General features: G+C 63.4%; 23 protein-coding genes. 1 reads left to right on the top strand and 22 read right to left on the bottom strand.

The genetic code is table 11. The features are described from left to right. Positions 1-123: 123 nt before the first annotated feature. From infB to rimP, 4 genes are read right to left on the bottom strand one after another with little or no spacing between them, the layout of a single operon-like run. A complete protein-coding gene (gene infB / locus LB524_RS06395; RefSeq protein ID WP_224524487.1) occupies positions 124-2700 on the bottom strand; it encodes a translation initiation factor IF-2 in 2577 nt (858 codons plus the stop codon). Next, positions 2697-3347: an RNA-binding protein gene (locus tag LB524_RS06390; protein WP_224524484.1), complete on the bottom strand. Its 651-nt coding sequence runs from the start codon at positions 3345-3347 to the stop codon at positions 2697-2699. The genes infB and LB524_RS06390 overlap by 4 nt, the downstream gene beginning before the upstream one ends. A gap of 38 nt (positions 3348-3385) precedes the next feature. Continuing rightward, the gene (gene nusA / locus LB524_RS06385; protein WP_015314008.1) at positions 3386-4981 is read right to left on the bottom strand and encodes a transcription termination factor NusA; all 1596 of its coding nucleotides are present in this window, start codon (positions 4979-4981) and stop codon (positions 3386-3388) included. Positions 4982-5030: 49 nt separating this feature from the next. Next, a complete protein-coding gene (gene rimP / locus LB524_RS06380) occupies positions 5031-5678 on the bottom strand; it encodes a ribosome maturation factor RimP (protein ID WP_224524482.1) in 648 nt (215 codons plus the stop codon). A gap of 285 nt (positions 5679-5963) precedes the next feature. On the opposite strand from rimP, the gene LB524_RS06375 reads away from it, so the two are divergent. After that, a complete protein-coding gene (locus LB524_RS06375) occupies positions 5964-6128 on the top strand; it encodes a hypothetical protein (RefSeq protein ID WP_140714042.1) in 165 nt (54 codons plus the stop codon). 52 nt (positions 6129-6180) lie between these two features. On the opposite strand, the gene trmB is transcribed toward LB524_RS06375, so the two are convergent. The 18 genes from trmB to LB524_RS06285 all read right to left on the bottom strand — a co-directional run bounded on the left by trmB (position 6181) and on the right by LB524_RS06285 (position 23462). Then, a complete protein-coding gene (gene trmB / locus LB524_RS06370; RefSeq protein WP_224524481.1) occupies positions 6181-6882 on the bottom strand; it encodes a tRNA (guanine(46)-N(7))-methyltransferase TrmB in 702 nt (233 codons plus the stop codon). 27 nt (positions 6883-6909) lie between these two features. After that, positions 6910-8175, bottom strand: a complete 1266-nt coding sequence (gene metK, locus LB524_RS06365) for a methionine adenosyltransferase (protein WP_140660644.1) — start codon at positions 8173-8175, stop codon at positions 6910-6912. Between the two features lie 168 nt (positions 8176-8343). Continuing rightward, the gene (locus LB524_RS06360; RefSeq protein WP_127279029.1) at positions 8344-8763 is read right to left on the bottom strand and encodes a helix-turn-helix domain-containing protein; all 420 of its coding nucleotides are present in this window, start codon (positions 8761-8763) and stop codon (positions 8344-8346) included. Between the two features lie 138 nt (positions 8764-8901). After that, entirely contained in the window at positions 8902-10494 is a 1593-nt protein-coding gene (gene lnt, locus LB524_RS06355) for an apolipoprotein N-acyltransferase (RefSeq protein WP_015314014.1), read from the bottom strand. 87 nt (positions 10495-10581) lie between these two features. Continuing rightward, positions 10582-11052 carry a VOC family protein gene (locus LB524_RS06350; RefSeq protein WP_140660643.1) on the bottom strand — a complete coding sequence of 157 codons (471 nt, stop codon included), beginning with the start codon at positions 11050-11052 and terminating at the stop codon, positions 10582-10584. Between the two features lie 14 nt (positions 11053-11066). Beyond that, positions 11067-12161: a hemolysin family protein gene (locus tag LB524_RS06345; RefSeq protein ID WP_015314016.1), complete on the bottom strand. Its 1095-nt coding sequence runs from the start codon at positions 12159-12161 to the stop codon at positions 11067-11069. A gap of 28 nt (positions 12162-12189) precedes the next feature. Next, complete coding sequence (gene ybeY / locus LB524_RS06340) at positions 12190-12696, bottom strand: rRNA maturation RNase YbeY (protein WP_224524479.1); 507 nt, start codon at positions 12694-12696, stop codon at positions 12190-12192. Positions 12697-12714: 18 nt separating this feature from the next. Beyond that, a complete protein-coding gene (locus LB524_RS06335; protein WP_031241013.1) occupies positions 12715-13707 on the bottom strand; it encodes a PhoH family protein in 993 nt (330 codons plus the stop codon). An 83-nt stretch (positions 13708-13790) separates the two neighbouring features. Then, positions 13791-15212 (bottom strand): tRNA (N6-isopentenyl adenosine(37)-C2)-methylthiotransferase MiaB, encoded by a 1422-nt coding sequence (gene miaB, locus LB524_RS06330; protein ID WP_224524477.1) that lies wholly within the window; start codon positions 15210-15212, stop codon positions 13791-13793. A gap of 63 nt (positions 15213-15275) precedes the next feature. Next, positions 15276-16076, bottom strand: coding sequence for a lysophospholipid acyltransferase family protein (locus LB524_RS06325; RefSeq protein WP_224524475.1), 801 nt, complete (start codon positions 16074-16076; stop codon positions 15276-15278). 121 nt (positions 16077-16197) lie between these two features. Beyond that, entirely contained in the window at positions 16198-16692 is a 495-nt protein-coding gene (rimI, locus tag LB524_RS06320; RefSeq protein ID WP_015314021.1) for a ribosomal protein S18-alanine N-acetyltransferase, read from the bottom strand. An 82-nt stretch (positions 16693-16774) separates the two neighbouring features. Further along, complete coding sequence (tsaB, locus tag LB524_RS06315; RefSeq protein WP_224524473.1) at positions 16775-17452, bottom strand: tRNA (adenosine(37)-N6)-threonylcarbamoyltransferase complex dimerization subunit type 1 TsaB; 678 nt, start codon at positions 17450-17452, stop codon at positions 16775-16777. A 107-nt stretch (positions 17453-17559) separates the two neighbouring features. After that, the gene (locus LB524_RS06310) at positions 17560-18666 is read right to left on the bottom strand and encodes a DUF1513 domain-containing protein (RefSeq protein ID WP_224524471.1); all 1107 of its coding nucleotides are present in this window, start codon (positions 18664-18666) and stop codon (positions 17560-17562) included. A gap of 2 nt (positions 18667-18668) precedes the next feature. After that, entirely contained in the window at positions 18669-19748 is a 1080-nt protein-coding gene (locus LB524_RS06305) for an imelysin family protein (RefSeq protein ID WP_140878298.1), read from the bottom strand. Further along, on the bottom strand, positions 19748-21349 hold the full coding sequence (locus tag LB524_RS06300) for a di-heme oxidoredictase family protein (RefSeq protein ID WP_140787119.1): 1602 nt from the start codon (positions 21347-21349) through the stop codon (positions 19748-19750). Before LB524_RS06300 ends, LB524_RS06305 begins: the two co-directional genes overlap by 1 nt. A gap of 12 nt (positions 21350-21361) precedes the next feature. Then, positions 21362-21847, bottom strand: a complete 486-nt coding sequence (bfr, locus tag LB524_RS06295) for a bacterioferritin (protein ID WP_224524469.1) — start codon at positions 21845-21847, stop codon at positions 21362-21364. Next, positions 21813-22124 carry a (2Fe-2S)-binding protein gene (locus LB524_RS06290; protein WP_140614790.1) on the bottom strand — a complete coding sequence of 104 codons (312 nt, stop codon included), beginning with the start codon at positions 22122-22124 and terminating at the stop codon, positions 21813-21815. Before LB524_RS06290 ends, bfr begins: the two co-directional genes overlap by 35 nt. A 48-nt stretch (positions 22125-22172) precedes the next feature. Next, complete coding sequence (locus tag LB524_RS06285; protein WP_140821400.1) at positions 22173-23462, bottom strand: imelysin family protein; 1290 nt, start codon at positions 23460-23462, stop codon at positions 22173-22175. Between the last annotated feature and the right edge of the window lie 249 nt (positions 23463-23711).

Here is a 23711-nt window from a genome sequence, read left to right as displayed (position 1 = left end):
GCGTGAGGCGCGGGATGGGACCGTGCCGCATGTCTCAAATGATTATTCTCAACAGGCTTGCGGTCAACAGGCTTGGGGCGGCGGTCTTTCGACCACCGCCCGATATCGACAAGTCACTCGACCTCAGAGTGTGCGGGTCACCATCTCGACGCGGAAGCACTCGATGACGTCGCCGACGCGCATGTCCTCGTAGTTCTGGAAGGCCATGCCGCACTCCTGGCCGCCCGGGACTTCCGAAACTTCGTCCTTGAAGCGCTTCAGGGTCTTCAGCGTGCCTTCGTGGATGACGACGTTGTCGCGGATCAAGCGTACGCCCGCACCACGCTCGACCTTGCCTTCGGTGACACGGCAGCCGGCGATCTTGCCGACCTTGGTGATGTCGAAGATCTCGAGGATCTCGGCATTGCCGATGAAGGTCTCGCGACGCTCCGGCGAGAGCAGGCCCGACAGAGCCGCCTTCACGTCATCCACGAGGTTGTAGATGATCGAATAATAGCGGATCTCGATGCCCGCGGCCGCGGCCGCGGCACGTGCCTGCACATTGGCGCGAACGTTGAAGCCGATGATCGCCGCGCCAGACGTTTCCGCCAGCGAGACGTCGCTTTCGGTGATGGCGCCGGCGCCGGAATGAACGATGCGCGCACGAACCTCGTCGGTCCCAAGCTTGTCGAGCGCGGCATTGATCGCCTCGATCGAACCCTGCACGTCGCCCTTGATGACCAGCGGGAATTCCTTCAGCCCGCTCGTCTGCAACTGCGACATCATCTGTTCGAGCGAGCCGCGCTGGCCGGCATGCCTGGCCACCGCCTTCTCGCGCGCCAGACGCTGGCGATATTCGGTGATCTCGCGGGCACGGGCCTCGTTGTTGACCACGGCGAAGCGGTCGCCGGCCTGCGGCGTTCCCTGAAGGCCGAGCACCTCGACCGGCATCGCCGGCGGTGCTTCCTTGATCTGCTCGCCGCGATCGTTGACCAGAGCGCGCACGCGGCCCCATTCATTGCCGGCGACGAGGATGTCGCCCGGCATCAGGGTGCCGGTCTGCACCAGAACGGTGGCGACGGGACCACGGCCCTTGTCGAGCTGCGCCTCGATGACGACGCCCTCGGCGGTACGGTCGGGGTTGGCCTTGAGGTCGAGGATTTCGGCCTGCAGCAGGATCGCCTCGAGCAACTTGTCGAGATTGGTGCCCTTGGTCGCCGAAACTTCGACGTCCAGCACTTCACCGCCCATGGATTCGACGAAGACCTCATGGCGCAACAGCTCGGAACGCACCTTCTGCGGATCGGCGTCGTGCTTGTCGATCTTGTTGATCGCCACGATGATCGGGACGCCGGCCGCCTTGGCATGGCTGATCGATTCGATCGTCTGCGGCATGACACTGTCGTCGGCCGCGACCACCAGGATGGCAATGTCGGTGGCCTGGGCGCCACGGGCGCGCATCGCCGTAAAGGCGGCGTGGCCGGGCGTGTCGATGAAGGTGATCTTCTGACCGTTCTTCTCGACCTGATAGGCGCCGATATGCTGGGTGATGCCGCCGGCCTCGCCGGAAACGACATTGGCGTTGCGGATCGCATCGAGCAGCGAGGTCTTGCCGTGGTCGACGTGGCCCATGATGGTCACGACCGGCGGACGCGACACCAGGTCCTCGGCATTGTCGGCGATGTTGAACAGGCCTTCCTCGATGTCGGACTCGGCGACGCGGCGGACCGTATGACCGAATTCGGTGGCGACCAGTTCGGCCGTGTCGGCGTCGATGACGTCGCCTGGCTTCAGGATCTGGCCCTGCTTCATGAAATACTTGACCAGGTCGACAGCACGCTCCGACATGCGCTGCGCCAGTTCCTGGATGGTGATGGTCTCGGGCAGGATCACTTCGCGCATGACCTTCTCGCGCGGCTCGTTGTGCATCGCGCGCTTGAATTTTTCCTGGCGGCGACGCATCGACGACAGCGAACGAGCCCGGGCATCCTCGTCGGACAGCGCGGAGTTCAGTGTCAGCTTGCCACGGCGGCGGTCTTCCTCGCTCTTGGTGGGCTTTGCCGGGCGCGCCACTTCGGGCGTGACCAGGCGGCGCACCGGCGCGCCGGCGGTCGCCCGCTTAGGCTTGACCTCTTCCTCCTCGTCGGCGGTCGCCAACTCGGCGGCTTGCGGTGCGCGGCGGCGCGCCTCTTCCTCGGCGCGGCGGCGCGATTCGGCCTCGGTCTGCAACCGTGCCTCTTCCTCGGCCTGGCGGCGCGCCGAATCCTCACGTTCGCGCTTGCGGCGCTCTTCGTCCTCGGCGCGGCGCTTGGCATCCTCGGCGGCCCGCTGACGGTCTTCGACCTCGCGGACCTTCGAGCCCTCGAGCGCCCTGCGGCGCGCTTCCATCTCGCTGCGCGACAATTCGTTCAGCACCATGCCGCTGCGCTCGACCGGAGCCGGCGGCGGAGGTGGCGCCTTGGGCGCTTCCTGGACGACAGGCGCCGCCACGACCGCCGGCTTCGGCGTGAAGACGGGCGCAGCCGGAGCCGCGGCCGGCTCCGGCTTGTCGCCGGGCAGCGAGAACTTGCGCTTCTTAGTCTCGACCACGACCGACTTGGTACGGCCGTGCGAGAAGTTCTGGCGCACGGTGCCCTGTTCCATGCCGGGGCGCTTCAGCGTCAAGGTCTTCTTCGGTGTAACACTCAACGTCTTGTCGTCGCCCGATTTCGTATCGCTCATTCCATATCCTCTGCGGCATCATCTTCGTCAGCAACGGCCGCAAGCATTGCAAGATCGTCCGGGGTACCGCCCCGATATCGGTCGAGCGCAACCATGCGCTTCTGGACCGCCTTACCCGCGTCTCCCGCGAGGACGGCAGCATGTATCACATTTGTACCCCCCAATGCCAAGCTCAACTCGGCCTGGGAGAAAAGTTTGTAGGCAAGGATGGAGGGGCCGCCGATATGGACGGTCGCCCGCCGCGCCTGGCTGATCTTGCGCACGCCATCCTCGGACGCTTCGGTCGCGTGGAGCACGAAAAGCGCCAGTCCGCCGCGCACCGCGCTCTCGACCTTGGTAGCGCCCAGCGAAATCGAGCCTGCCTTGCGGGCAAGACCCAGCATACCGAGGGCGGATCTGGAAAGCAGCCCGTCGACCATACCGCCGAGATCGGGCGGCACGACCACCTGTGCCTTGAAGGCGCGGGCAAAAAGGTTCTTGGCCGCCGCCTTCTCGATATGTAGGCGGTCCGCACTCACCCAGCAACCACGGCCGGGCAGATTTCTCTTGAGATCGGGAACGACGGCCGAATCCGGGCCGACGACGAACCGGATCAGTTCATCCGGTTCGGCCTGTTTGCGGGTGACGATGCAGGTGCGATCGTTCATCTCGTCCAAGGGCGGGTTGTGTGCGATGCGGTTTCACCTCACGCACCAACGGCTTCGTCGGCCGTTTCTTCTTCGGCCGCAAGCTCGTCTTCGGTGATCCAGCCGGCCTTGAGGCGAGCGGCCAGAACCATCTGCTCGGCATCGGCGCGCGAAACGCCGTGATTGGCCAGCACGCCGGGATAGACCTTGGTCTCGCCGTCCTTGCGTTCCTTCCAGCCGGTGAGGTCGTCGGCGGCATAGCCGGCGAAATCCTCGATCGTCTTCACGCCATCCTCGCCGAGCGTCACCATCATGGCGGTGGTGACGCCGGGGAGTTCGCGCAGATCATCCGAAACGCCCAGCGCCTTGCGCTTCTCGTCGTGCTCGGCCTCGATCTTCTCCAGATATTCGCGGGCGCGGGTCTGGATTTCCGAGGCTGTATCCTCATCGAAGCCGTCGATCGAGGCGATCTCGCCGGCATCGACATAGGCGACTTCCTCGACGCTGGTGAAGCCTTCCGAGGCCAGCACCTGGCCGACCATCTCGTCGACATCGAGGGCTTCCATGAACAGCGCCGAGCGCTCGACGAATTCCTTCTGGCGGCGCTCGGATTCCTCGGCCTCGGTCAGGATGTCGATGTCCCAGCCGGTGAGCTGCGAGGCAAGGCGCACATTCTGGCCGCGGCGGCCGATGGCCAGCGACAGCTGATCGTCGGGAACCACCACTTCGATACGCTCCGCATCCTCGTCGAGCACGACCTTGGCGACTTCCGCCGGCTGCAGCGCGTTGACGATGAAGGAGGCCGCCGATGGCGACCACGGAATGATGTCGATCTTCTCGCCCTGCAATTCGCCGACGACGGCCTGGACGCGGCTGCCGCGCATACCGACGCAGGCGCCGACCGGATCGATCGAGCTGTCACGCGAAATGACGGCGATCTTGGCGCGCGAGCCCGGGTCGCGGGCGACCGACTTGATCTCGATGATGCCGTCATAGATCTCCGGCACTTCCATGGTGAAGAGCTTGGCCATGAACTGCGGATGGGTGCGCGACAGGAATATCTGCGGGCCGCGCTGCTCGCGCCGCACGTCGTAGACATAGGCACGCACGCGATCGCCATATTTGTAGTTTTCGCGCGGGATCAGCTCGTCGCGGCGGATGATCGCCTCGCCACGGCCGAGATCGACGATGACGTTGCCATACTCGACGCGCTTGACGGTGCCGTTGACGATCTCGCCGATACGGTCCTTGTATTCGTCGTATTGACGGTCACGCTCGGCCTCGCGCACCTTCTGCACGATGACCTGCTTGGCAGACTGGGCGGCGATGCGGCCGAAGTCCATCGGCGGCAGCAGTTCGGCGATGAAATCGCCAAGCTGGGCGTCGGGATTGCGCTCACGCGCCGAGGAAATGGCGATCTGGGTGGCGTAATCGTCGACCTTCTCGACCACTTCCATCAGCCGCTGCAGCTTCATCTCGCCGGTGTTCGGGTTGATGTCGGCGCGAATGTTGGTCTCCTGGCCATAACGCGAACGTGCCGCCTTCTGGATCGCATCGGCCATGGCGGCGATGACGATCGACTTGTCGATCGACTTCTCACGCGCGACCGCATCGGCGATCTGCAGCAGTTCAAGTCTGTTGGCGCTTACAACCATGTTCTTTCTCCCGAGCCTGTTCGCCGGACCTTTGCGCCCGGCAGCTCAATCAAATTTCCTGTTCGTGTTCTTCCGTGGCGTCCGGTTCCGTACCCTCGGACACATCGTCGTCCGGTTCACCGCGGCGTCTCTTGGCTTCCTTGCGCTCCCTGTTGTCCTTGGACAACGCTTCGCGAATAAGGTCGTCGGTCAGGATCAGCCTGACATCGGCAATGGCATCGTAGGGCACGCGCACCGTCGGCTCCTCGCCATAAGCCGCCTTGTCGCGCTCGATCAGCACGTCGTTCTCACCGGCTTCGGCGATCTTGCCCTTGAAGCGCTTGCGGTCGGCGACGACGACCGATGTTTCCATCTTCACCAGATGACCGGTCCAGGTCACGAAATCCGATTTACGCACCAGAGGCCGATCGATGCCGGGCGAAGAGACTTCGAGGTGATAGGCCTTTTCGATCGGATCATCGACGTCGAGCGCCGGCGACACCGCGCGGCTGACCTCTTCGCAATCCTCGACGGTCATGGTGCCGTCCTCACGCTCGGCCATGATCTGCAGCGTCAGCCCGTTCTGGCCGGACAGATGCACGCGCACGAGGCGAAAGCCGATGCCGCGCAGCACCGGCTGGACGATCAGCGCAATGCGCGCATCGATGCCGCTTTCGCGGATGATGCGATCGTCACCTTCGTTTGCAGTTGCAGCCATCGTTGCCTATCGTTCGTCTCGAACCTATCGGCAGGTAATAAAAAAGAGCGGGACCGGGTGGACCCACTCTTCGTCATACCGACCAAGAATTTGAGGCTGATATAAACGAACACGGTTCGTGTTTCAAGTCCGCAGTCCCGGCCGGACGAAAGCCTGTGGGTTCAGGGTTGTTCCAGGCGCATGGCCGGCATGCGGCAATCCCCCTGTGAGAGCCCGCGGCGCGCTCTTATTTGTTAGCCATCAAACGAATTGAATTGGCGCGCTGGCGCGCGAAAGGACAAGACCATGAGCAACCGCAGGATATTCTCCGCCTTGGGCGATCTGTTCACCTCATTCGGCAGCGCCGTTGCCGCGTCTCGCGCCGTGGAAGCAGGGCGCAAGCCCAGAGCCGACGACCTGCGAAACCTCGGTATGGATCCGGCCGTATTCAACAGGATCGGTCGTTTCTGACTCCAACAGGCATTCGACCCCGTCCTCCCGGCAGGTTGTCGGTTGGGCGGACCTAGGTCCTGACGAAAGTCAGATAGGCCGGCCGGCGCCCCTCGCGAATGGCCTTTGCCTCATAGCGCGTGCCGGGCCAGCCCTCATAGGAACGATGCCAGTCCGCCGCTTCCGCAGCCTGCCATGCGAGAGCGCCGTGCGCCCGGCAATGCAGCAAGGTCCAGTTCACATAAGTGTCGATGTCGGACGCAAAGCGGAACTTCGAGCCGGGTTTCAGGACGCGTGCGAAACGGTCGAGATTGACCGGGCTGACGAAACGCCGTTTCCAGTGTTTTTTCTTTGGCCAGGGATCGGGATAGAGAAGATCGATGCCGTCGAGCGAGGCCGGCGGCAACCAGTCAAGCAACTGGGTGGCGTCGTCGTCGTAGACCCTGAGATTGGCCAGCGGCGCTGCCCGCACCGCCATCATCATCTTGGCCATGCCGTTGACGAAGGGCTCGACGCCTATGAAGCCTGTCGCGGGCGCCTCGATGGCGCGATGCAGGAGATGTTCACCGCCGCCAAAGCCGATCTCGAGCCGAACCGCCGAAACCTCTGCTGCAAACAGGACGCGCAGGTCTGGCGGTGCCTCGGCCGTCAGATCGAGCCGGTATTTGCCAAGCCCGCTTTCCAGCGCCGCGGCCTGCTGCGGGCGCACGGGCTTGCCGCGCCGGCGACCGAAGAAGGCTTCGGTCATGCGGCTTGGCCTGTCCGCGTCACTCATCGACTGGCGCCAGTCCTGCCGCCGCCCTCAGGCCGCGACAGCATCCTTGAGCGCCTTGGCCAGATCGGTCCTTTCCCAGGAGAAAGACCCGTCACGGCCAGCCTTGCGGCCGAAATGGCCGTAAGACGACGTCTTGGCGTAGATCGGCTTGTTGAGGTCGAGATGACGGCGGATGCCTGACGGCGACAGGTCCATCACGCTGCGCAGCGCGTCCTCGAGCTTTGCCTCGTCGACCTTGCCGGTGCCGTGCAGGTCGACATAGACCGATAGCGGCTGGGCGACACCGATGGCGTAGGAAAGCTGGATGGTGCAGCGCTCGGCGAGCTTCGCCGCCACGACATTCTTGGCTAGGTAGCGCGCCGCATAGGCAGCCGACCGGTCGACCTTGGTGGTATCTTTGCCGGAAAAGGCGCCGCCGCCATGGGGGGCTGCGCCGCCATAGGTGTCGACGATGATCTTGCGGCCGGTCAGGCCTGCATCGCCATCCGGACCGCCGATGACGAACTTGCCGGTCGGGTTGATGTACCACATGCAATCGTCAGCGATCTTGAGGTCGCCCAATGCCTCGCGGATATAAGGTTCCACGACCTTGCGGACCTTCTTGGAATCCCAGCTTGAATCCAGATGCTGGGTCGACAGCACGATCTGCGTCGCCTCGGCGGCCTTGCCGTCGACATAGCGCACGGTGACCTGGCTTTTCGCGTCCGGCCCGAGCTTGCCGGCCTCACCGTTGTTTTCGTGGCGGGCCGCTGCCAGCAGTTCGAGAATCTTGTGGCTGTAGTAGATCGGCGCCGGCATCAGGTCCGGCGTCTCGCGGCAGGCATAGCCGAACATGATGCCCTGGTCGCCGGCACCTTCCTCGCCCTGACGGTCGGCGGCATTGTCGACGCCCTGGCCGATATCAGGCGACTGGCCATGCAGCAGGACCTCGATCTTGGCCGTCTTCCAGTGAAAGCCGGCCTGCTCGTAGCCGATCTCACGGATCGCCTTGCGGGCGACGGATTTGAACTTCGCCGGGTTGACGACGGGGTGGCCCGCGGCATCCTTGAGGATGTTGCCGGCCTTGTCCTTCTTCAACAACGTCTCGGGAACGCGCACTTCACCGGCGATGACGACCCGGTTGGTGGTCGCGAGCGTCTCGCAGGCGACACGGACTTTCCATGGGTCCATGCCGGTCTTCTTGGCTTCACGATAGACCAGATCGACGATTTCGTCGGAGATGCGGTCACAGACTTTGTCGGGATGGCCCTCGGCTACGGATTCCGAGGTAAAGAAGTAGTTCTGCCGCGTCACGGGTGTCCCCTCTTGAAAAACGATCGGCAGGCTGCCGATTTTGGCGCGCCACGTGTTAGCGGGGCAAAGCGCTGCTCGTCAAGCGCTGCCGCCGCTCTGGCCTGAATGTCGGAGGCGATATCTTGTGCCACCGGCGGCGCATGCCGCCGGCGCAAAGCGCATTGCGGATCAGTCGAGATCGTCCTCGGCGAGCGATTTCACCAGGTCAATGATCCTGCGGCGTACCTTGACGTCGGCGATCTTGACAAAGGCCCGGTTGAGCTGAAGTCCTTCGGGACTGCCGCAGAACTCGACAGCGAAAGCCATCGAACTATCCTCGGCAAAGCCGCGGTTGGCGGTCAATTCCTGGCCTGGCGCATCCTCGAAAAAGAAGGCGACGGGGACGCCGAGTATGGAGGCAATCGCCTGCAGGCGGCTGGCACCGACGCGATTGGTGCCCTTTTCATATTTCTGGATTTGTTGGAACGTGATGCCGAGATTCTCGCCCAGCTTTTCCTGGCTCATTCCGAGCATATTGCGGCGAAGCCGGACCCGGCTTCCCACGTGAATATCGATGGGATTGGGCTTCTTCTTGTTTTCTTCTGTCATTTTTTCCTCGCCGAATTTTTTCGGCTTTGTGATTTTTTCCTGCCCAAAGAAAGCCGGAGGCGACTGCCCCAACAGAACGATCCACCAGCTTCGAGAAATTTTCAGGCGGTACAGTATGAGTTTCTAATGTGCCAGCTGTCAATTCACCCGTAGCTTTTGCCTTACGTTCAACAGCCCCCCTACAAGCGCAAACAGCAACATGATCAGCATTCCGTTAATGCGCCGCTGGCTGGACGAAATGACCGTCTGTGCGGAAACAGGCACCTTCACATCGATGGCTCCGCGCGCGTCGATCGCAAGGGCGTCGACGACGCGGCCACGGGCGTCGACCACGGCCGAGATGCCGTTGTTGGCAGCACGCAACAAGGGCAATCCATTCTCCACCGCGCGAATCTGGGCCTGCCTGAAATGCTGATACGGTCCCGGCGTGTCGCCGAACCATGCATCGTTGGTAACGTTCACAATAAGCTGCGCTGACGTAGCGTCAACTGCCACCAGATCGGGAAAGATCACCTCATAACAGATAAATGGCAGGGCACGAATGCCGCCCGGAAGCGTGATGGCATGACGCTCGTTGCCGGCCGTGAACGTCAGCGGCCCGGCGACGAGCTGTTCGATGCCGAAACGAGCGAGCAGGTCGGCGAAAGGCAGATACTCGCCGAACGGGACCAGATGAACCTTGTCCACGGCGTCGGCGATCTCGCCCTTGTCGTTGATCGCCACCACGGAGTTGTAGTAGCGGCTGTCGGCGCTGGCCGCCGAGCCGCCCTCCTCACGCACGACGCCGGCGATCAGCATCTGGCCGTCGCCCAGCATGTCGCCCAGCGCCGTCAAGGCGTCAGGGCGCTCCGTGAAAAGGAACGGTACCGAGGTTTCCGGCCAGAGAATCAATTGCGGTTTTTCGTGACCTGGGTCCGGTGCCTTTGCGGAGAGGCCCAGCAAGGTGGCGAAGATGCGGTCGCGCACCGAGGCATCCCATTTTTCCGACAGATCCACGGCCGGCTGGACGATGCGGACATCGAGACTGCGCGTCGCCGGCTTTTCGGGGGCGTTGAGCCTGACATAGCCAAAGCCGACATGGGCGGCGGCGAGCACGACAAACAGCGCGGCGCCCAGCCGAAGATGCCGACGCGCCGCCAGCAGCGCCGGCAGCGCGAAAAGGAAAACCGCGAGCGCGTTCATGCCGATCATGCCGGTCACCGAGACGCTCTGCATCAAAAGCGGCACCGGCATCGCCGCGTAGCCGATGGCGTTCCAGGGGAAACCGGTGAACAGGAACCCTCGCAGCCACTCCGCCAGCGCAAAACCGAAGGCAAGGGCAGCGATACGGCCGATATCGCTGCTCCACAGGAGCCGCGCGACCACCGTTGCGAAGCCATAGAAAAATGCGAGCGCGAAGGGAATGCCGACCACCGCGAACGGCAGCGCCCAGGCAAAGTCGTCGGCCTCGACCAGCAGCGCCGAGCCGATCCACCAGAGGCCGGCGAGGAAATAACCGAAGCCGAACCACCAACCGACGGCGAAAGCCGGCCGCAGGCGCCGCAACAGGCTGCCCGAGGCTTCGCCGGTCGCGCCATCGAGCAGCCAGACCAGCAGCGGAAACGAAATGAAACAGGCGGCAAAGAAATCGTAAGGCGCCTGGCCCAGAACCGTGAGCGCCCCAGCGAAAAACGCCACGAGCGAACGCCGCCAACCCCAAAGCAGAATTATCCGGCCGGCAAGGCGCTCCATGCGTATTTCCGTCGCGCGAATCAGGAGCTAAGATTTATCAGGCCGCGCCGCGCGCTCCAAACGCCGGCGTGATTACCCGGCCGCTCTCTACCGGTGCCAGCCTTCGATGCGCAGGCCACCCAACCGCTCGGCCTCTTCACGAGAAACAGAACGCACCGGTTGCGTGAACGTCCAGACATGGCCCTCGGGATCGCGCGCCCGATACTGGCGTTCGCCGTAGAACTGGTCCGCCGGCTCCTGGATTATTGCAGCACCGGCCGCGCGGGCCTGCTCGCAATGCGCATCCAGGCCGTCTTTCAACCTGACATAGACCGATTGCGTGTTCTTGCCCTGGACCGACGCGGGGCTCGCGACATGATCGGCCCATTCACAATCGACAATGAGGTAGCAATCGCGGAACCGCATTTCGGCGTGGACCAGCTTTCCCTCGGCATTGCTGACCACCATGCTGCGCTCGAAGCCAAAGGCTGCTTCAAGCCAATCCAGGGCAGAGCGTGGATCTTTGTAAAACACGCCGGAGCCGAGGACCGAGTGCTTGAACGGATCTTCGATCGTCATGCGACAGCAGGCTTTCAGGCCTGTTCGGTGCGCGCCGTGACCCGCCGGCGGCGTTCGCCCTTCTGGCTCTGCACGATGCGCACGCGCTTGACGCGGCGCGGATCGGCGTCCAGCACATGGAATTCGAAGCCGGGAATGGCCTGCACCACCTCGCCGCGCGCCGGCACGCGGCCGAGCGTGTTGAAGATCATGCCGCCAATGGTGTCGACATACTCGCCATGTTCACCGGCGGCGAAATCCTCGCCGATCATCTTGGCGACCTCGTCGATCTCGGCCTTGCCATCGACGATAAACACGCCGTCGCCGGTCTGGGTGATCATCGGCTCGTCGTCGTCGTGCTCGTCCTCGATGTCGCCAACCACCATCTCGACGATGTCCTCGAGCGAGACGAGGCCGTCCGTGCCGCCATATTCATCGATGACCAGGGCCATCTGCGTGCGCGTCGTCTGCATGCGGCCCATCAGGTCGGACGCAAGCATCGACGGCGGCACGAACAGGACCTGCCGGATCAGGTTGAGCTCTCCGATGGTGCGCGCGAGGTCGACCTGGGCGAGATCGAGAACCGTGGCGACAGGCGTTTTGCGGGTTGCACGGCCCTTCCTGACGCGCGCCAGCTTGGTGATATGGGCCAGCACGTCGCGGATATGGACCATGCCGCGCGGGTCGTCGAGCGTCTCGGAATAGACCGGCATGCGGGAATGGCCGGATTGTTCGAACATGCCAAGCAAGTCACCGAGCGACGTGGCGATCTCGACCGCCTCGATATCGGCGCGCGGCACCATGACGTCCTCGACGCGCACCTCGCGCAGGCGCAGGATGTTGTTGAGCATGGCGCGCTCGCCAGGCGAGAAGGATTCGACATCGCTCGTCGTCTCGGCGAGCGCGCCGGCGATCTCTTCGCGCAGGCTGGTGCCGTTGCGTTGCCGGAACAGGCCCAGTACGCGGTTGAACAGGGAGGGGCCGGCAGGCGACGGCTCGATGGCCGCGCTGCCAGTGTTGGCAACACCAGGGGTGACGGTACTCGGACCTGATCCCTCTTCCGACGTATCGGAAGCCTTGATCGCACTGCCGACATCGGGGCGGGCGGCAGTCTCTGGTTTGTCGTTCATCGTCGTCCGGTCAATTGGTCGTTTTTAGTTACGCGTAGGGATCGGGAATGGCAAGCCTTGCCAGCGCGGCGCGCTCGATGGCTTCCATCTCCTCGGCCTCCGCGTCGGTCTCGTGATCATGGCCCATGAGATGCAGCAGGCCATGGATGACGAGATGGCAGATATGGTTCTCCAGCGGCTTGTCTTCCAGTGCCGCCTCGCGCGCCACCGTCTCGGCGGCAAGCACGATGTCGCCGAGCATCGGCGGCAGCGGGCCGCCTTTTGCCGGCGGAAAAGCCGGGAAAGACAAGACGTTGGTGGGCTTGTCCTTGCCGCGCCAGCCGGCATTCAACGTACGGATATGGGCGTCGTCGGAAAAAACAATGCTGAGTTCGGAATGACCCGCCGCACCGGTCTCGGCAAAGGCGGCGTCAACCGCGCGATCGACCAGCCGCGTCAGGCTTGCTTCATCGGGCCAGTCGCCCGCTTCAACCGATATATCGATCTCGACGGGAACCGGGAGGCTCCCGCCGCCGGATGTGTTGTCATCAGGCATGAGGCCGCATCGTCAAGATCAATTCTCGGCACCGAGGCCACGAGCCAGCTTGGCGTCCCGGTCATAGGCCCTGACGATTTCCGCCACCAGCGGATGGCGAACGACGTCGACATCGTTGAAGCGTACGGTTACCGCGCCTGCCACACCGTCGAGGACACGCAAGGCTTCGACCAGGCCCGACTTGGTGCTCGGAGGAAGGTCGATCTGTGTCGGATCGCCAGTGACGATCATGCGCGAGTTCTCGCCGAGACGGGTGAGAAACATCTTCATCTGCATCGGCGTGGTGTTCTGAGCCTCGTCGAGAATGACGGCGGCGTGCGCCAGCGTGCGGCCGCGCATGAAGGCGAGCGGCGCGATTTCGATTACTTCGGCTGCAATGGCGCGCTCGACCTTGTCGGCCGGCATCATGTCGTAGAGCGCGTCATAGAGCGGCCGCAGATAGGGATCGACCTTCTCCTTCATGTCGCCCGGCAGGAAGCCCAGCCGTTCGCCCGCCTCGACAGCCGGTCGCGATAAAATGATGCGCTCGACCATGCCGCGTTCCAGCAGCATCGCCGCATGCGCCACTGCCAGATAGGTCTTGCCGGTGCCGGCTGGACCGATGCCGAACACCAGTTCCGACCGCTCCAGCGCCCGCATGTAGGCGTCCTGATTCAGGGAGCGGGCATAGATGGTCTTCTTGCGGGTGGCGATCTGGGCGGCGGAGACCTTGCCCTTGCGCTCCAATGTCGGCAGCGTGAGCTGGTCGTCGGCGGCGATAGCCATGCGCACGGCCCCGTCGACATCGGACTGGCTGATATCGACGCCCTTCTGCAGGATGCCGTAGAGATTGTCCAAGGCGCGGCGCGCCTGTTCGGCGGCCGAAGCGGATCCCTTGATGGTCAGCTGGTTGCCGCGCGAGCGTATGTCGACGCCGAGCTTCTGCTCAAGCCGGGCCAGGTTTTCGTCGAACTGGCCGTAAAGGGCGCTGGCAAGCTTGTTGTTGTCGAAAGTCAAAACGATGTGCGCCATGTCAGAAGCCCCGGATGCCGGTACCGGGGGCAGATTCTTCAGCTCCGCTGCGCTCAACCGTCTCTCCTCATCTGCCGAGACCATCAGGCCAATTCGGCGAACAGGCTGTTGTAGCCCGTCTTCGTGATTCGCACCTTGATAATGTCACCGATTTCGCCGGCGTTTTCATCAACAATAACTGGCTGCAGCCAAGGCGAGCGGCCGACCTTCTGGCCGGCCTGACGACCGGGCTTCTCGATCAGCGTATCTATGGTGCTGCCGATCAAACTCAAGCCGAAATCCTGCTGTTGCTTCAAGAGCAATGCCTGCAGGCGCTGCAAGCGGTCGTCCTTGACCGCTTCCGGTACGTGGTCGGACATCTCGGCGCCGGGCGTACCGGGACGCGGCGAATATTTGAACGAGAAGGCCGAGGCATAATTCACCTGGCGCACCAGATCCATGGTCGCCTCGAAATCGGCCTCCGTCTCGCCGGGGAAACCAACGATGAAATCGCCCGACAGCGCGATATCGGGGCGGGCGGCGCGGATGCGGTCGAGCAGCGCCAGATAGTCATTGGCCGTATGCCTGCGGTTCATCGCCTTCAAAATGCGATCCGACCCGGATTGCACCGGCAGGTGCAGATAGGGCATCAGTGCGGCCAAGTCGCGGTGCGCGGCGATCAATTCGTCGTCCATGTCGCGCGGATGGCTGGTGGTGTAGCGCAGCCGCGCCAGGCCGGGGATTTCGGCCAGCCGGAACAGCAGCCGCCCGAGACCCCATTCCGCGGTCTTGCCCCCTTTGAACTCGCCCTGGCCATGCCAGGCGTTGACGTTCTGGCCGAGCAGCGTCACCTCGCGCACCCCGGCCTCGGCCAGCCGCTCGGCCTCGGCGACGATCTGCGCCACCGGCCGCGACACTTCCGAGCCTCTCGTATAGGGCACGACGCAGAAGGTGCAGAACTTGTCGCAGCCTTCCTGGACGGTGAGGAAGGCGGTGACGCCACGCTTGATCACCTCGGCACGCTTGGGCTGCGGCAGATGTTCGAACTTGTCCTCGATGGCGTATTCGGTTTCGACGATCTTTTCGCCGCCGCGAACACGCGCCAGCACGTCGGGCAGACGGTGATAGGTCTGCGGACCGATGACCAGGTCGACGGCCGGCGAACGCCGGATGATCTCGGCGCCCTCGGCCTGCGCCACGCAGCCGGCGACGCCGATCAGCATCTCGCGGCCGGCACTTGCGCGTTCCGCCTTCATGTCGCGGATGCGGCCAAGTTCGGAATAGACCTTTTCGGCGGCTTTTTCCCTGATATGGCAGGTGTTGAGCAGCACCAGATCGGCCTCGCCGATGGCATCGGTCGCCGTATAACCGTCAGCGACCAGCGCATCGGTCATGCGCTGTGAATCATAGACGTTCATCTGGCAGCCATAGGTCTTGACGAAGACCTTCTTGGCTGCCGTGGCGTTCGCCGCCGGCTGTCCGGCCGCAGTGCCGATGTCGTCGCTTTCAATCGTGTTCAAGTCCATCCGGCGGCTTCTAACGCCTTTCCGTGACAAAAAACAGACGATTCTGCCTTGGGGCCGCTGGGTTCAGCGGCTCGGGAGCGGATCGGTAAGGGCCGCCTGCATCATCTCGCGCACCCGGCCTTCCATCAGCTTGGCCGTTTCCTTGCGGTTGGAACCCTTGGCAAAAGCGATCGGTTCGCCGAAATGCACCTCGACGTCGAGCGCGCCCTCGGCCATCAGCACCTTGAGATGCGGCATCAGGTCCTCATCGCCGATCCAGGCTGCGATCGGGCGGTGGCGGCGGCCGAGCGGTACGCCGTGCAGGCGCGTATAGGCGATCGCAACGGGCTGGATGAAGACCTGCTCGGCCGCGCCTTCGGAAATGGCCATCGAGGCGGCGCCGAACAGGGTGCTTTTGAAGGGCAGGACGACATTGCCGTCACCGGTCGAGCCCTCGGCGAACAGCACCATGGCATCGCCCTTGGCCATGCGTCTGGCGATCTCGCTGGCCTGGTCGCCAGACGAACGCTTGCGTTCGCGCTCGATGAAAACAGTGCGCTGCAGTTTCGACAGCATGCCGATCAGCGGCCAGCCTTCCATATCGGCTCGGGCGATGAATTTCACATCGGCAAAGGAGCCCAGCGCCATGATGTCGGTCCAGGAGATGTGGTTCGAGGCAACCAGCAAGGGGCGTTTGTCGGACAGTGCCCCCCTGACATGGATACGCATGCCGAGCGCCCGGATGATCAGCCGGTGCCAGATCTTGAGGATGAAGGTTTCCGGCCACCAACCGGTCTTCATCGACAGGATCTGCAGCGGCACGAAAACCAGCGACCCAGCGACGACGAGGCCCAGCGCCAGGAAAATCCTGATTTTCTTGATCATCGCCCTACCATTACAGCGCCGCGCGTCCTCTTGGACGCGCAAAGGACGCTGTAACACCTTAATTCTGGCGCATGATCCTCTCCGAAATCGGATTCGATTTTCGGGATCATGCGGTCCCTGGCTAGCGAAGATCGCGGCGCATGACAAGCGCCCCAGTCGGCCCCCGATCGGGCGACTTGTAGTAATCCGGACGCTTGCCGACTTCCCGAAAACCCAACCGACGATAGAGAGCGATCGCCGCGGCATTGGTCTCATCGACCTCGAGGAACAAGGCTTCGGCGCGCTGCGAATGCAATTCGCGCAGCACTGCGTCCATCAGCTGCCAGCCCAGCCCCTGGCGGCGATGCGACCGTGCCACCGCGACGGTCAGGATTTCACCCTCGCCCGCGGCCAGCCGGGCGAGGACGAAGCCGACAGGCGGCTTGGCGCCCTGCCCGGTTTCGCGCGCGGCATAGCCGAACACGGTGTCCTGTTCGAGCAAGGCGGCGAACTCGCCATCGGTCCAGGGGCGGACAAAATCCTCGCGGTGCAGCAGCGAGACCGCGGCGCTGTCGGTGATCCTGAGCGGCTCGAGCGCGTAGTCCCGGCGACGTGGCTGAAGAAAAGGTATGCGCATCAATTCTCGTTTTCTCGTCTGACCATGAGCTCTGGACAAACGGAACCGTTTGTCCGCGAAAACCGGCTCCCACTTTTCGGGATCATGGTCTTTGCCTCGAAAGTATGAACCCGGCCTGCGGCTTGGCATCGGCATCGCGCAGATAAAGCGGCTTCGGCCGTTCGCCCTGCCCCTTTGCGGCAGCCAGCCGGGCGTAGGTGAGAATGTCGGCGGTGGCCGCCCGAGGCCCGATGTCGAAGGTACGGGCGGCCGCGTCAGCGATCAGCGTCGCTGCCGTGCCGGCGAGCACCGCGAAACGTTCCGTCGCCATCGTCACCGCCTCCGCAAGCGTGGCCACGGCCGGACCGTAAGTCAACACTGACATTTCATCGTACAGTGCGGCATGGATTTCCTCGCGGCCGGCATCAAGCGCCACCAGCACGGCGCGGCCAGGAAAGGCACCGGCCGCCTCGGCGGCCAGTGCCTCAAGGGTCGTCACCCCGATTGCCGGCAGCTTGAGCGCCAGCGCCAGGCCACGCGCGGTCGACACGCCGACGCGCAGGCCGGTGAAGGAACCCGGACCGACAGAGACGGCAATGGCGCCAAGCCCGGCGTAGTCGGTCGCGCCGGTCTTCAACGCGTCAGCGATGACGGCCATCAGGTGCTCGGCATGACCCTTGCCCAGATCAAGCACCGAGCGGCCAAGCTCCAGCCCAGCCGCCGCGTCGTAGACGCAGGCGGCGCAGAGGCTGGCGGCACAGTCGATGGCGAGAACTTTCATGAAACGACCGGTTCGAGAAACAATTCCCTGTGCCCGCCATAGCGCGCAACCGCAAGTGTATAGTGCATAATTTGTTAAGCGGCTTCGGTTTGGCCTGGCAGAAGAGCTTATGCCGCCGGCCCTATGCGCAGCATGTGGTTGTCCCAGACATAGTCCGGCTCCGTCCGCGTGGCACCACCGCCCTCGATGATCTCGCCGGCGCCCGTGGTGGCCATGAACCCTGCCCCGTCGGGCGCCACGCCGCAGACCTCGACCAGCGCGCTGGAGGAGACGATCCGGCCGCTGCCCGCATCGATCACGACAAGCGAATTGCCTTCCGGCGAGGAGACGGCGACGGTGCCGGCACCAGGATTGGCGGCGACCGAGCCGATATAGTTGCGGAAACCGGACAGCACATCCCGCGGCATGTCGAGCAATGCCAACTCCTTACCCCGCGCGGCGCGACCGACCAGAAGCGGACGATCGGTGCCGGAGCCCCTGTATTGGCAGCCGAACCAGACGGTGCCGGTCTGGTCGATATCCATGTGGCGGATCGACAATTGGTGGAGAGCGGCCGGCAGTTCATGCTTTTCGATCAGGTCGCCGGTGACGCGGTCGACCAGCACATAGGAAGGCTTCATGGTGGCAATGTTGAGCTCGGCGCGTCCATAGTCTGGGTGGGTCTCGATGCCGCCATTGGCGACCGCGATCGTCTTGCCATCGCGCAGCAGAAGAAGTTCGTGCGGGCCCATGCCGTAGGTCGGGAATTCGCCGACGCGATTGAATTTCGCCCGCGCGTCATAGACGCCGACCACGCCAGCGGCGTTGTCGAAGTCGTTTTCGGTGGCGTAGAGCAGAGAGCCGTCGGGCGAAAAGACACCATGACCGAAGAAGTGCCGGCCTGCGATGCTGGCGATGGTCCGCGGGGCGTCGCGCCCGGCGTGATCGAATACGACGGCGAAGGTGCCGGGCTGGCGGGCGAAAACCACCGAACGCTTCGAGATCGGATCGAAGGTGACGTCATGACCGCGATCGGGCAGGTCGACCGTATGCAGCACCTTGCCGGCCTCGGACAGGACGGCGGCACCAAAACTGCCGTCGCGCTTGACGAAGGCGGTGGCGAACACGGCATCCGCCGCGAGCGTATTTGCCCAGGCCGAGGGCGTCACGGCGGCGGCAAAGCCAATGCCGGCGGCCCTCAAGAAATCGCGGCGGTCGATGAGCAATCCCTTCATGCTCAGTCTCCATCCAGCGACGAGAAGCCGGCGGTCAGGCCGAATTCGGCGGTCAGCCTGGTGCCGATCAGGGTCGACAGGCTGGAGGTGATCAGGGCGAGATGCTCGAGTTTTTCGCGCAGCGCCGGATCGGCGAGCGCCTTGTCGATCGGGCCCTGGACGGCCTTGGCGGTCGCAACGCCGTTGAGCAGCTGGATGTGGATCGACTCTGCCATCCAGCGCGCATCCGGCGGCAGCGCGTTGCCGAGCTTCGACACCTGGAACAGCGCATCGATGCCGGCCAGATTTCCGGCCAGCGCGTTGGCGGTGTTCTGCGAACGCCAGTAGATCGCCTGTTTTGGCTTGTCGGCCTCGGGCTTGGCGCCCAGAAAACCCTTCAGGCGCACATCGCGGACCATTTCCAGTTCGTTGATCAAGACGCCGACCAGTTCGGTCACCGCCTCGTTACCATCGCGATAGAGCGTGTTTTGCGGCCCCGGATTGGCCCACAGTGCCGCGAATCCATCTGGTTTGTCCCAGGCCGCGCTGACGTCCGCGGCGATGGTTTCGATGTTGCCGGCGACAGCCGCCCCGTAAGCGCAGCGATAGGATTCAGCCTTGCCCGTCAAGGCGTCGGCGCCGTCGCCGTAAAGCACGAATTCCAGCGCCCCGAGCCCCTGCATGGCAACGCTCTTGCCCGCAAGCTGGACAGGATCGGTGGCGGCGGGATCCTTGTCAGACAACGCCGCCTGCACCTGTTTCAGGCCGATGCTCTTGCGATCCGGCCAGAACAGCATGCGCTCCAGCCTGTTGTTCTCCTTGATCGGCCCGAAACCGATGATCTCGGCCGATGACCAGGCGTAGACGGTAGCCGAGAACGCGGCTCGCGCCGCTTCAAGGTCCGCTTGCGAGGGTGCCTCGCAAAGCTTGTGCATGGCTTTGGCGAGGGCTTTCGCATGCTGGTGCAGGTCCTCATATGCCGGGCGGACAAAGCCGTCGATCGCGCGCTGGATGACATCAGAGGCTTTCACCGCGGCCGATGCGGGCAACGCGCCCAGCAGAACCAGCGGAAGAACGAGAACCAGCGCGAAACGCTTCGCCATTAAAGTGACCCCAGGAATTTGACCAATGCATCGCGCTCGGTGGCGCTGGTGGCGGCAAAGCGGTCGCGCGCCTTCTGCGCCTCGCCGCCATGCCACAGGATGGCCTCGACCAAAGTGCGCGCACGACCATCGTGCAGATAGAAGGAATTGCCGTTGACCATTTCGGTGAGGCCGATGCCCCATAGCGGCGGCGTGCGCCACTCATTGCCGGTCGCATCGCCCACAGCCTGGCCGTCGGCAAGATCCGGCCCCATGTCGTGCAGCAGGAAATCGGAATAAGGCCAGATCAACTGGAACGCCTGCGGCTTGTCAGGTGCATCGCGACGGGTAACGAATTTCGACGTGTGACAGGCAACGCAGCCGATTTCATAAAAGACCTTCTTGCCGGCGAGCACCTCAGGCGAGGCGAGGTCGCGTCGCGCCGGCACCGCCAGGTTGCGCGAATAGAAGGTGACGAGATCCATCACCGGCGCCGGCGCCTCGACCGGGCCGAGGCGCGCCTGCACGCCGTTGGGCATGGCGAGGCACTTTTCCTGCGCGGCGGTGCAATCGCCCCAGTGTTTCGGCGCCTCCGGCGTCGAGATGCCGATATCGCCGGCAAAGGCATCGGCGGCCTGCTGGCGGATCGACGCGGTCTGCGCCTTCCAGCCGAAACGGCCAAGCGTCAGCTCGCCGCTCAGGCCATCACGCACGATGTTGGGCTTGCCGGAAATACCATCGCCATCCCTGTCGTCAGGGTCGGCACGGGCCAGAATGTCGGCCGGCGCGATCTGTTCGATGAGGCCGAGGCCGATCATCGGCGGCGTCAGGCGCGGCGACAGCGTGGTGCGCGGATCGAGCGGCCCGTAGCCGAGATCATCGATCGTATAGGCGGGTTTGCGCAGTAAAACCGCGGTGCCGTCCGGCAGTTCCACCTTCCGTTCCCGATAGTCGACACGCATCCTGCCCTCACCCCTGAGACCAGGCACGGCCAGTTGCTGCAATTGCGTGCCATAGACCGGGTCTGGAAGGTTGAGCAGCCGGTGGTCGGCGAGCGCCGCCTTTTCTTCCGCGCTGCTGGCATCGCGCGCCAGCCGCAGGAACATCGAGGTGGTGCCAACATCGGCTTGCGGCGGCCGTCCGCGTCCATCCTTCAGATGGCAGTTCTGGCAAGCGCGTTCGTTGAACAAGGGTCCGAGCCCATCCGATGCCTGCGTCGAGGACGGCGACGAGACCCAGTTCTTGCGGAAAAGCGCATTGCCGAGCTTGAAGGTGCCTTCTTCCTCGAAGCTGATGTTGGCCGAAGATTGCGAGAAGGAATCACGGCTGATGTCTTTCCGCGAGGTGCCGGCGCCACCTTGCATCAGTTCGAAAGGCTCGGGCTTGGAAAAATCCGTGGTCGGCCTGGTAATGGCTGTGACGCGCACCTGATCCTTGGCATTAAGGTCGGTGCGCGTGGTGGCGAGACCGGCGGGTAGAAGGTCGCCGGCGATGGCAGAAGTGGTCAGCGCCAGCATCAGAATAATGCCGTGCCGACCAGCCGATATGGCTGGCATTTTCCGGAGGCGCGGCGGGCCCTTGGCCCGCCGCAAGCGGCGCAGGACGTCTAAGAGGCGCCGCATTCCCGCATATCCTTAGTCTGCCTCGTCCGCCGGTGCGGCGTTGAGCTGGCCGTACTTTTCCTCACCGATCGAGGCCAGCAGGTCGAGCTGCGTCTCGAGGAAGTCGATATGGCTTTCCTCGTCGGCGAGCAGTTCCTCGAACAGTTTCATCGTCACGTAGTCGCCCGCTTCCTCGCAGATTTCGCGCGAGCGCTTATACGCAGTGCGCGCGTCATATTCACCGGCCAGGTCGGATTCGAGCACTTCCTTGACGTTCTGGCCGATGCGCAGCGGCGCCACGGACTGCAGGTTGGGATGGCCTTCAAGGAAGATGATGCGGGCGACGAGCTTGTCGGCGTGGTGCATCTCCTCGATCGATTCCGCCCGCTCCTTCTTGGCCAGCTTGGCGTATCCCCAATCCTCGAACAGGCGGAAATGCACCCAATACTGGTTGACGGCGCCGAGCTCCAGAAAGAGAGCCTCGTTAAGCCGCTCGATGATCTGTGGTTCGCCTTTCATGGGTCCTGCTCCCGTATTGGACGCGCAGGCCTCTGACGCGATCCAGATGTGAAACGATGTCCACGCCGCTTGCCTGCGAGCGGGCGTGGTAGTTCTCGGTGACCCGAATGATCGTTTCGACCACATTTGGGAAGCAGCCGCAACAGCGACCCCGTTTGTGCATGGCGTGATAGACCTTTGCCGGCACGATGAGCTGCCAGGGATCCTGATCCAGCAGGCCGATGATCGTCTGCTCGATCTCCTTCTCGGTGATGATGTTGCAATGGCAGATCAGCATTTCGTCGCTCTGGCTGACGGCGCTCCGATGCGCCGTTTGGCTGGGGGCTTACTTGAACACCTTGTCGGGCGCGTCGAGACTGTCGGAGCCTTCGAAGGCGATGTTGTTCAGCTTCAAGGCGCCGACGGCGCGTTCGATCGACTTGGTCTGGTCGATCAATGCGTCGATTGCCGCCTGCACGGTGGCATTGCCCGCCGTATTGCCCTCGGCGATCTGCTGGTCGTAGGCCTCGCCGGCCAATGCCCGTGCCTTGATGGCTTCCATCTTGGCGACCGAAACATCGAGCTTGTCGGACAGTTCCTTGTCGATTGCCGGATCCGCTGCCTTGACCATGTCGTGCACCGAGGGACCCGAAACGACGGTACCATCCAGCCGTGTGTAGCTGGCGTGATAGGCGGCGCGAATGCCGACTGCATCATAGAGATGAGAATTGTAGGTGTTGTCGGAGAAGCAGTCATGCTCCTCTTCGGGATCGTGCAGCAGCAGGCCGAGCTTCATGCGCTCGCCGGCCAGTTCGCCGTAGGAGAGCGAGCCCATGCCGGTGAAGATGATCGAGATCGCGGTGTTCGGCTCGCCATCGACGAGGTTCTTGCGCGCGGCGCCGTCTTCCTTCCAGTCATTGACCATCTTCTGCAGGTCGGAGACCAGAAGGTCAGTTGCCGATTTCAGGTACTGTGCGCGGCGGTCGCAATTGCCGCCGGTGCAGTTCTTGAGGTCGTAATCCGTATAGGGACGCTCGCCGGCGCCTGGACCGGTGCCATGCAGATCCTGGCCCCAGAGCAGGAACTCGATGGCGTGATAGCCGGTAGCGACGTTGGCCTCGATACCGCCGGCTTGCTGCAAGGTCCCGGAGAGGAATTCCGGCGAAAGCGTCGAGGCGTCGATCTTCTTGCCGTTGATTTCGATCTCCTTGTTGGCGATCACATTGGCGGTGTAGAGAGAATTCGCGTCCGATTCCGTGCCGTAGCTCTTGGCGACATAGTCGATCAGGCCTTCGTCCAGCGGCCAGGAATTCACCTCGCCCTCCCAGTCGTCGACGACCTTGTTGCCGAAGCGATAGACCTCGGTCTGCTGGTAGGGCACGCGCGCCGCCTTCCAGGCGTCGCGGGCGGCATTGAGCGTTTCCGCCGACGGGTTGGCCAGCAGCACGTCGACCGCCTTGTCCAGCGTCCGCGCCGTGGTTAGCGAATCCTCGTACTTGGCAAGCGCGATGTCGGAATAGGTCTTGATCACCGCCTTCGCATCGGTTTGCGCCTTTGCAGGCAGCACGAACACCGCCGCCGTCAGCAGCGCCGTGGCGCCGATCGCCACAAGCCTGCCGCCATATCGTGCCGTCATTATCGCTCTCCAGTTTCTCGGGAATTCCGCAAACGGCGCGCGCGGCAACCAGCACCAGGCCGTGTGCATGCCACCGGCCGCAAGATATGCCGCGCTGCCGCGCGGCTCAGGGAAGAAAGACACCAAAATGCCTCCAATCGAACGGGTTCAAGGCCCAGACATCAAAGGGATGCGCCAATGCGCAAGCTTCCTTAAAACTTCGCGCTCGATGGAGTCAACGGAAATTACTGAAAAACCCAATCGAAACAA

Origin of the sequence: Mesorhizobium sp. ESP6-5 (genome assembly GCF_020164695.1) — a bacterium.
In the GTDB taxonomy this organism is placed as follows: domain Bacteria; phylum Pseudomonadota; class Alphaproteobacteria; order Rhizobiales; family Rhizobiaceae; genus Mesorhizobium; species Mesorhizobium australicum.
The sequence above is the reverse complement of the archived record's forward strand: the minus strand, read 5'-3'. Positions and strand labels throughout refer to the sequence as shown.

Coding starts and splice junctions, on each gene's coding strand:
- LB524_RS06375 (WP_140714042.1), top strand. CDS start 5,964: ATGAGCAACCGCAGGATATTCTCCGCCTTGGGCGATCTGTTCACCTCA.
- LB524_RS06300 (WP_140787119.1), bottom strand. CDS start 21,349: ATGCGGCGCCTCTTAGACGTCCTGCGCCGCTTGCGGCGGGCCAAGGGC.
- LB524_RS06310 (WP_224524471.1), bottom strand. CDS start 18,666: ATGAAGGGATTGCTCATCGACCGCCGCGATTTCTTGAGGGCCGCCGGC.
- LB524_RS06345 (WP_015314016.1), bottom strand. CDS start 12,161: ATGAACGACAAACCAGAGACTGCCGCCCGCCCCGATGTCGGCAGTGCG.
- rimP (WP_224524482.1), bottom strand. CDS start 5,678: ATGGCTGCAACTGCAAACGAAGGTGACGATCGCATCATCCGCGAAAGC.
- tsaB (WP_224524473.1), bottom strand. CDS start 17,452: ATGAAAGTTCTCGCCATCGACTGTGCCGCCAGCCTCTGCGCCGCCTGC.
- ybeY (WP_224524479.1), bottom strand. CDS start 12,696: ATGCCTGATGACAACACATCCGGCGGCGGGAGCCTCCCGGTTCCCGTC.
- LB524_RS06335 (WP_031241013.1), bottom strand. CDS start 13,707: ATGGCGCACATCGTTTTGACTTTCGACAACAACAAGCTTGCCAGCGCC.
- LB524_RS06290 (WP_140614790.1), bottom strand. CDS start 22,124: ATGCTGATCTGCCATTGCAACATCATCACCGAGAAGGAGATCGAGCAG.
- LB524_RS06325 (WP_224524475.1), bottom strand. CDS start 16,076: ATGATCAAGAAAATCAGGATTTTCCTGGCGCTGGGCCTCGTCGTCGCT.
- LB524_RS06285 (WP_140821400.1), bottom strand. CDS start 23,462: ATGACGGCACGATATGGCGGCAGGCTTGTGGCGATCGGCGCCACGGCG.
- LB524_RS06390 (WP_224524484.1), bottom strand. CDS start 3,347: ATGAACGATCGCACCTGCATCGTCACCCGCAAACAGGCCGAACCGGAT.
- infB (WP_224524487.1), bottom strand. CDS start 2,700: ATGAGCGATACGAAATCGGGCGACGACAAGACGTTGAGTGTTACACCG.
- LB524_RS06350 (WP_140660643.1), bottom strand. CDS start 11,052: ATGACGATCGAAGATCCGTTCAAGCACTCGGTCCTCGGCTCCGGCGTG.
- trmB (WP_224524481.1), bottom strand. CDS start 6,882: ATGAGTGACGCGGACAGGCCAAGCCGCATGACCGAAGCCTTCTTCGGT.
- lnt (WP_015314014.1), bottom strand. CDS start 10,494: ATGGAGCGCCTTGCCGGCCGGATAATTCTGCTTTGGGGTTGGCGGCGT.
- miaB (WP_224524477.1), bottom strand. CDS start 15,212: ATGGACTTGAACACGATTGAAAGCGACGACATCGGCACTGCGGCCGGA.
- LB524_RS06305 (WP_140878298.1), bottom strand. CDS start 19,748: ATGGCGAAGCGTTTCGCGCTGGTTCTCGTTCTTCCGCTGGTTCTGCTG.
- LB524_RS06360 (WP_127279029.1), bottom strand. CDS start 8,763: ATGACAGAAGAAAACAAGAAGAAGCCCAATCCCATCGATATTCACGTG.
- rimI (WP_015314021.1), bottom strand. CDS start 16,692: ATGCGCATACCTTTTCTTCAGCCACGTCGCCGGGACTACGCGCTCGAG.
- nusA (WP_015314008.1), bottom strand. CDS start 4,981: ATGGTTGTAAGCGCCAACAGACTTGAACTGCTGCAGATCGCCGATGCG.
- bfr (WP_224524469.1), bottom strand. CDS start 21,847: ATGAAAGGCGAACCACAGATCATCGAGCGGCTTAACGAGGCTCTCTTT.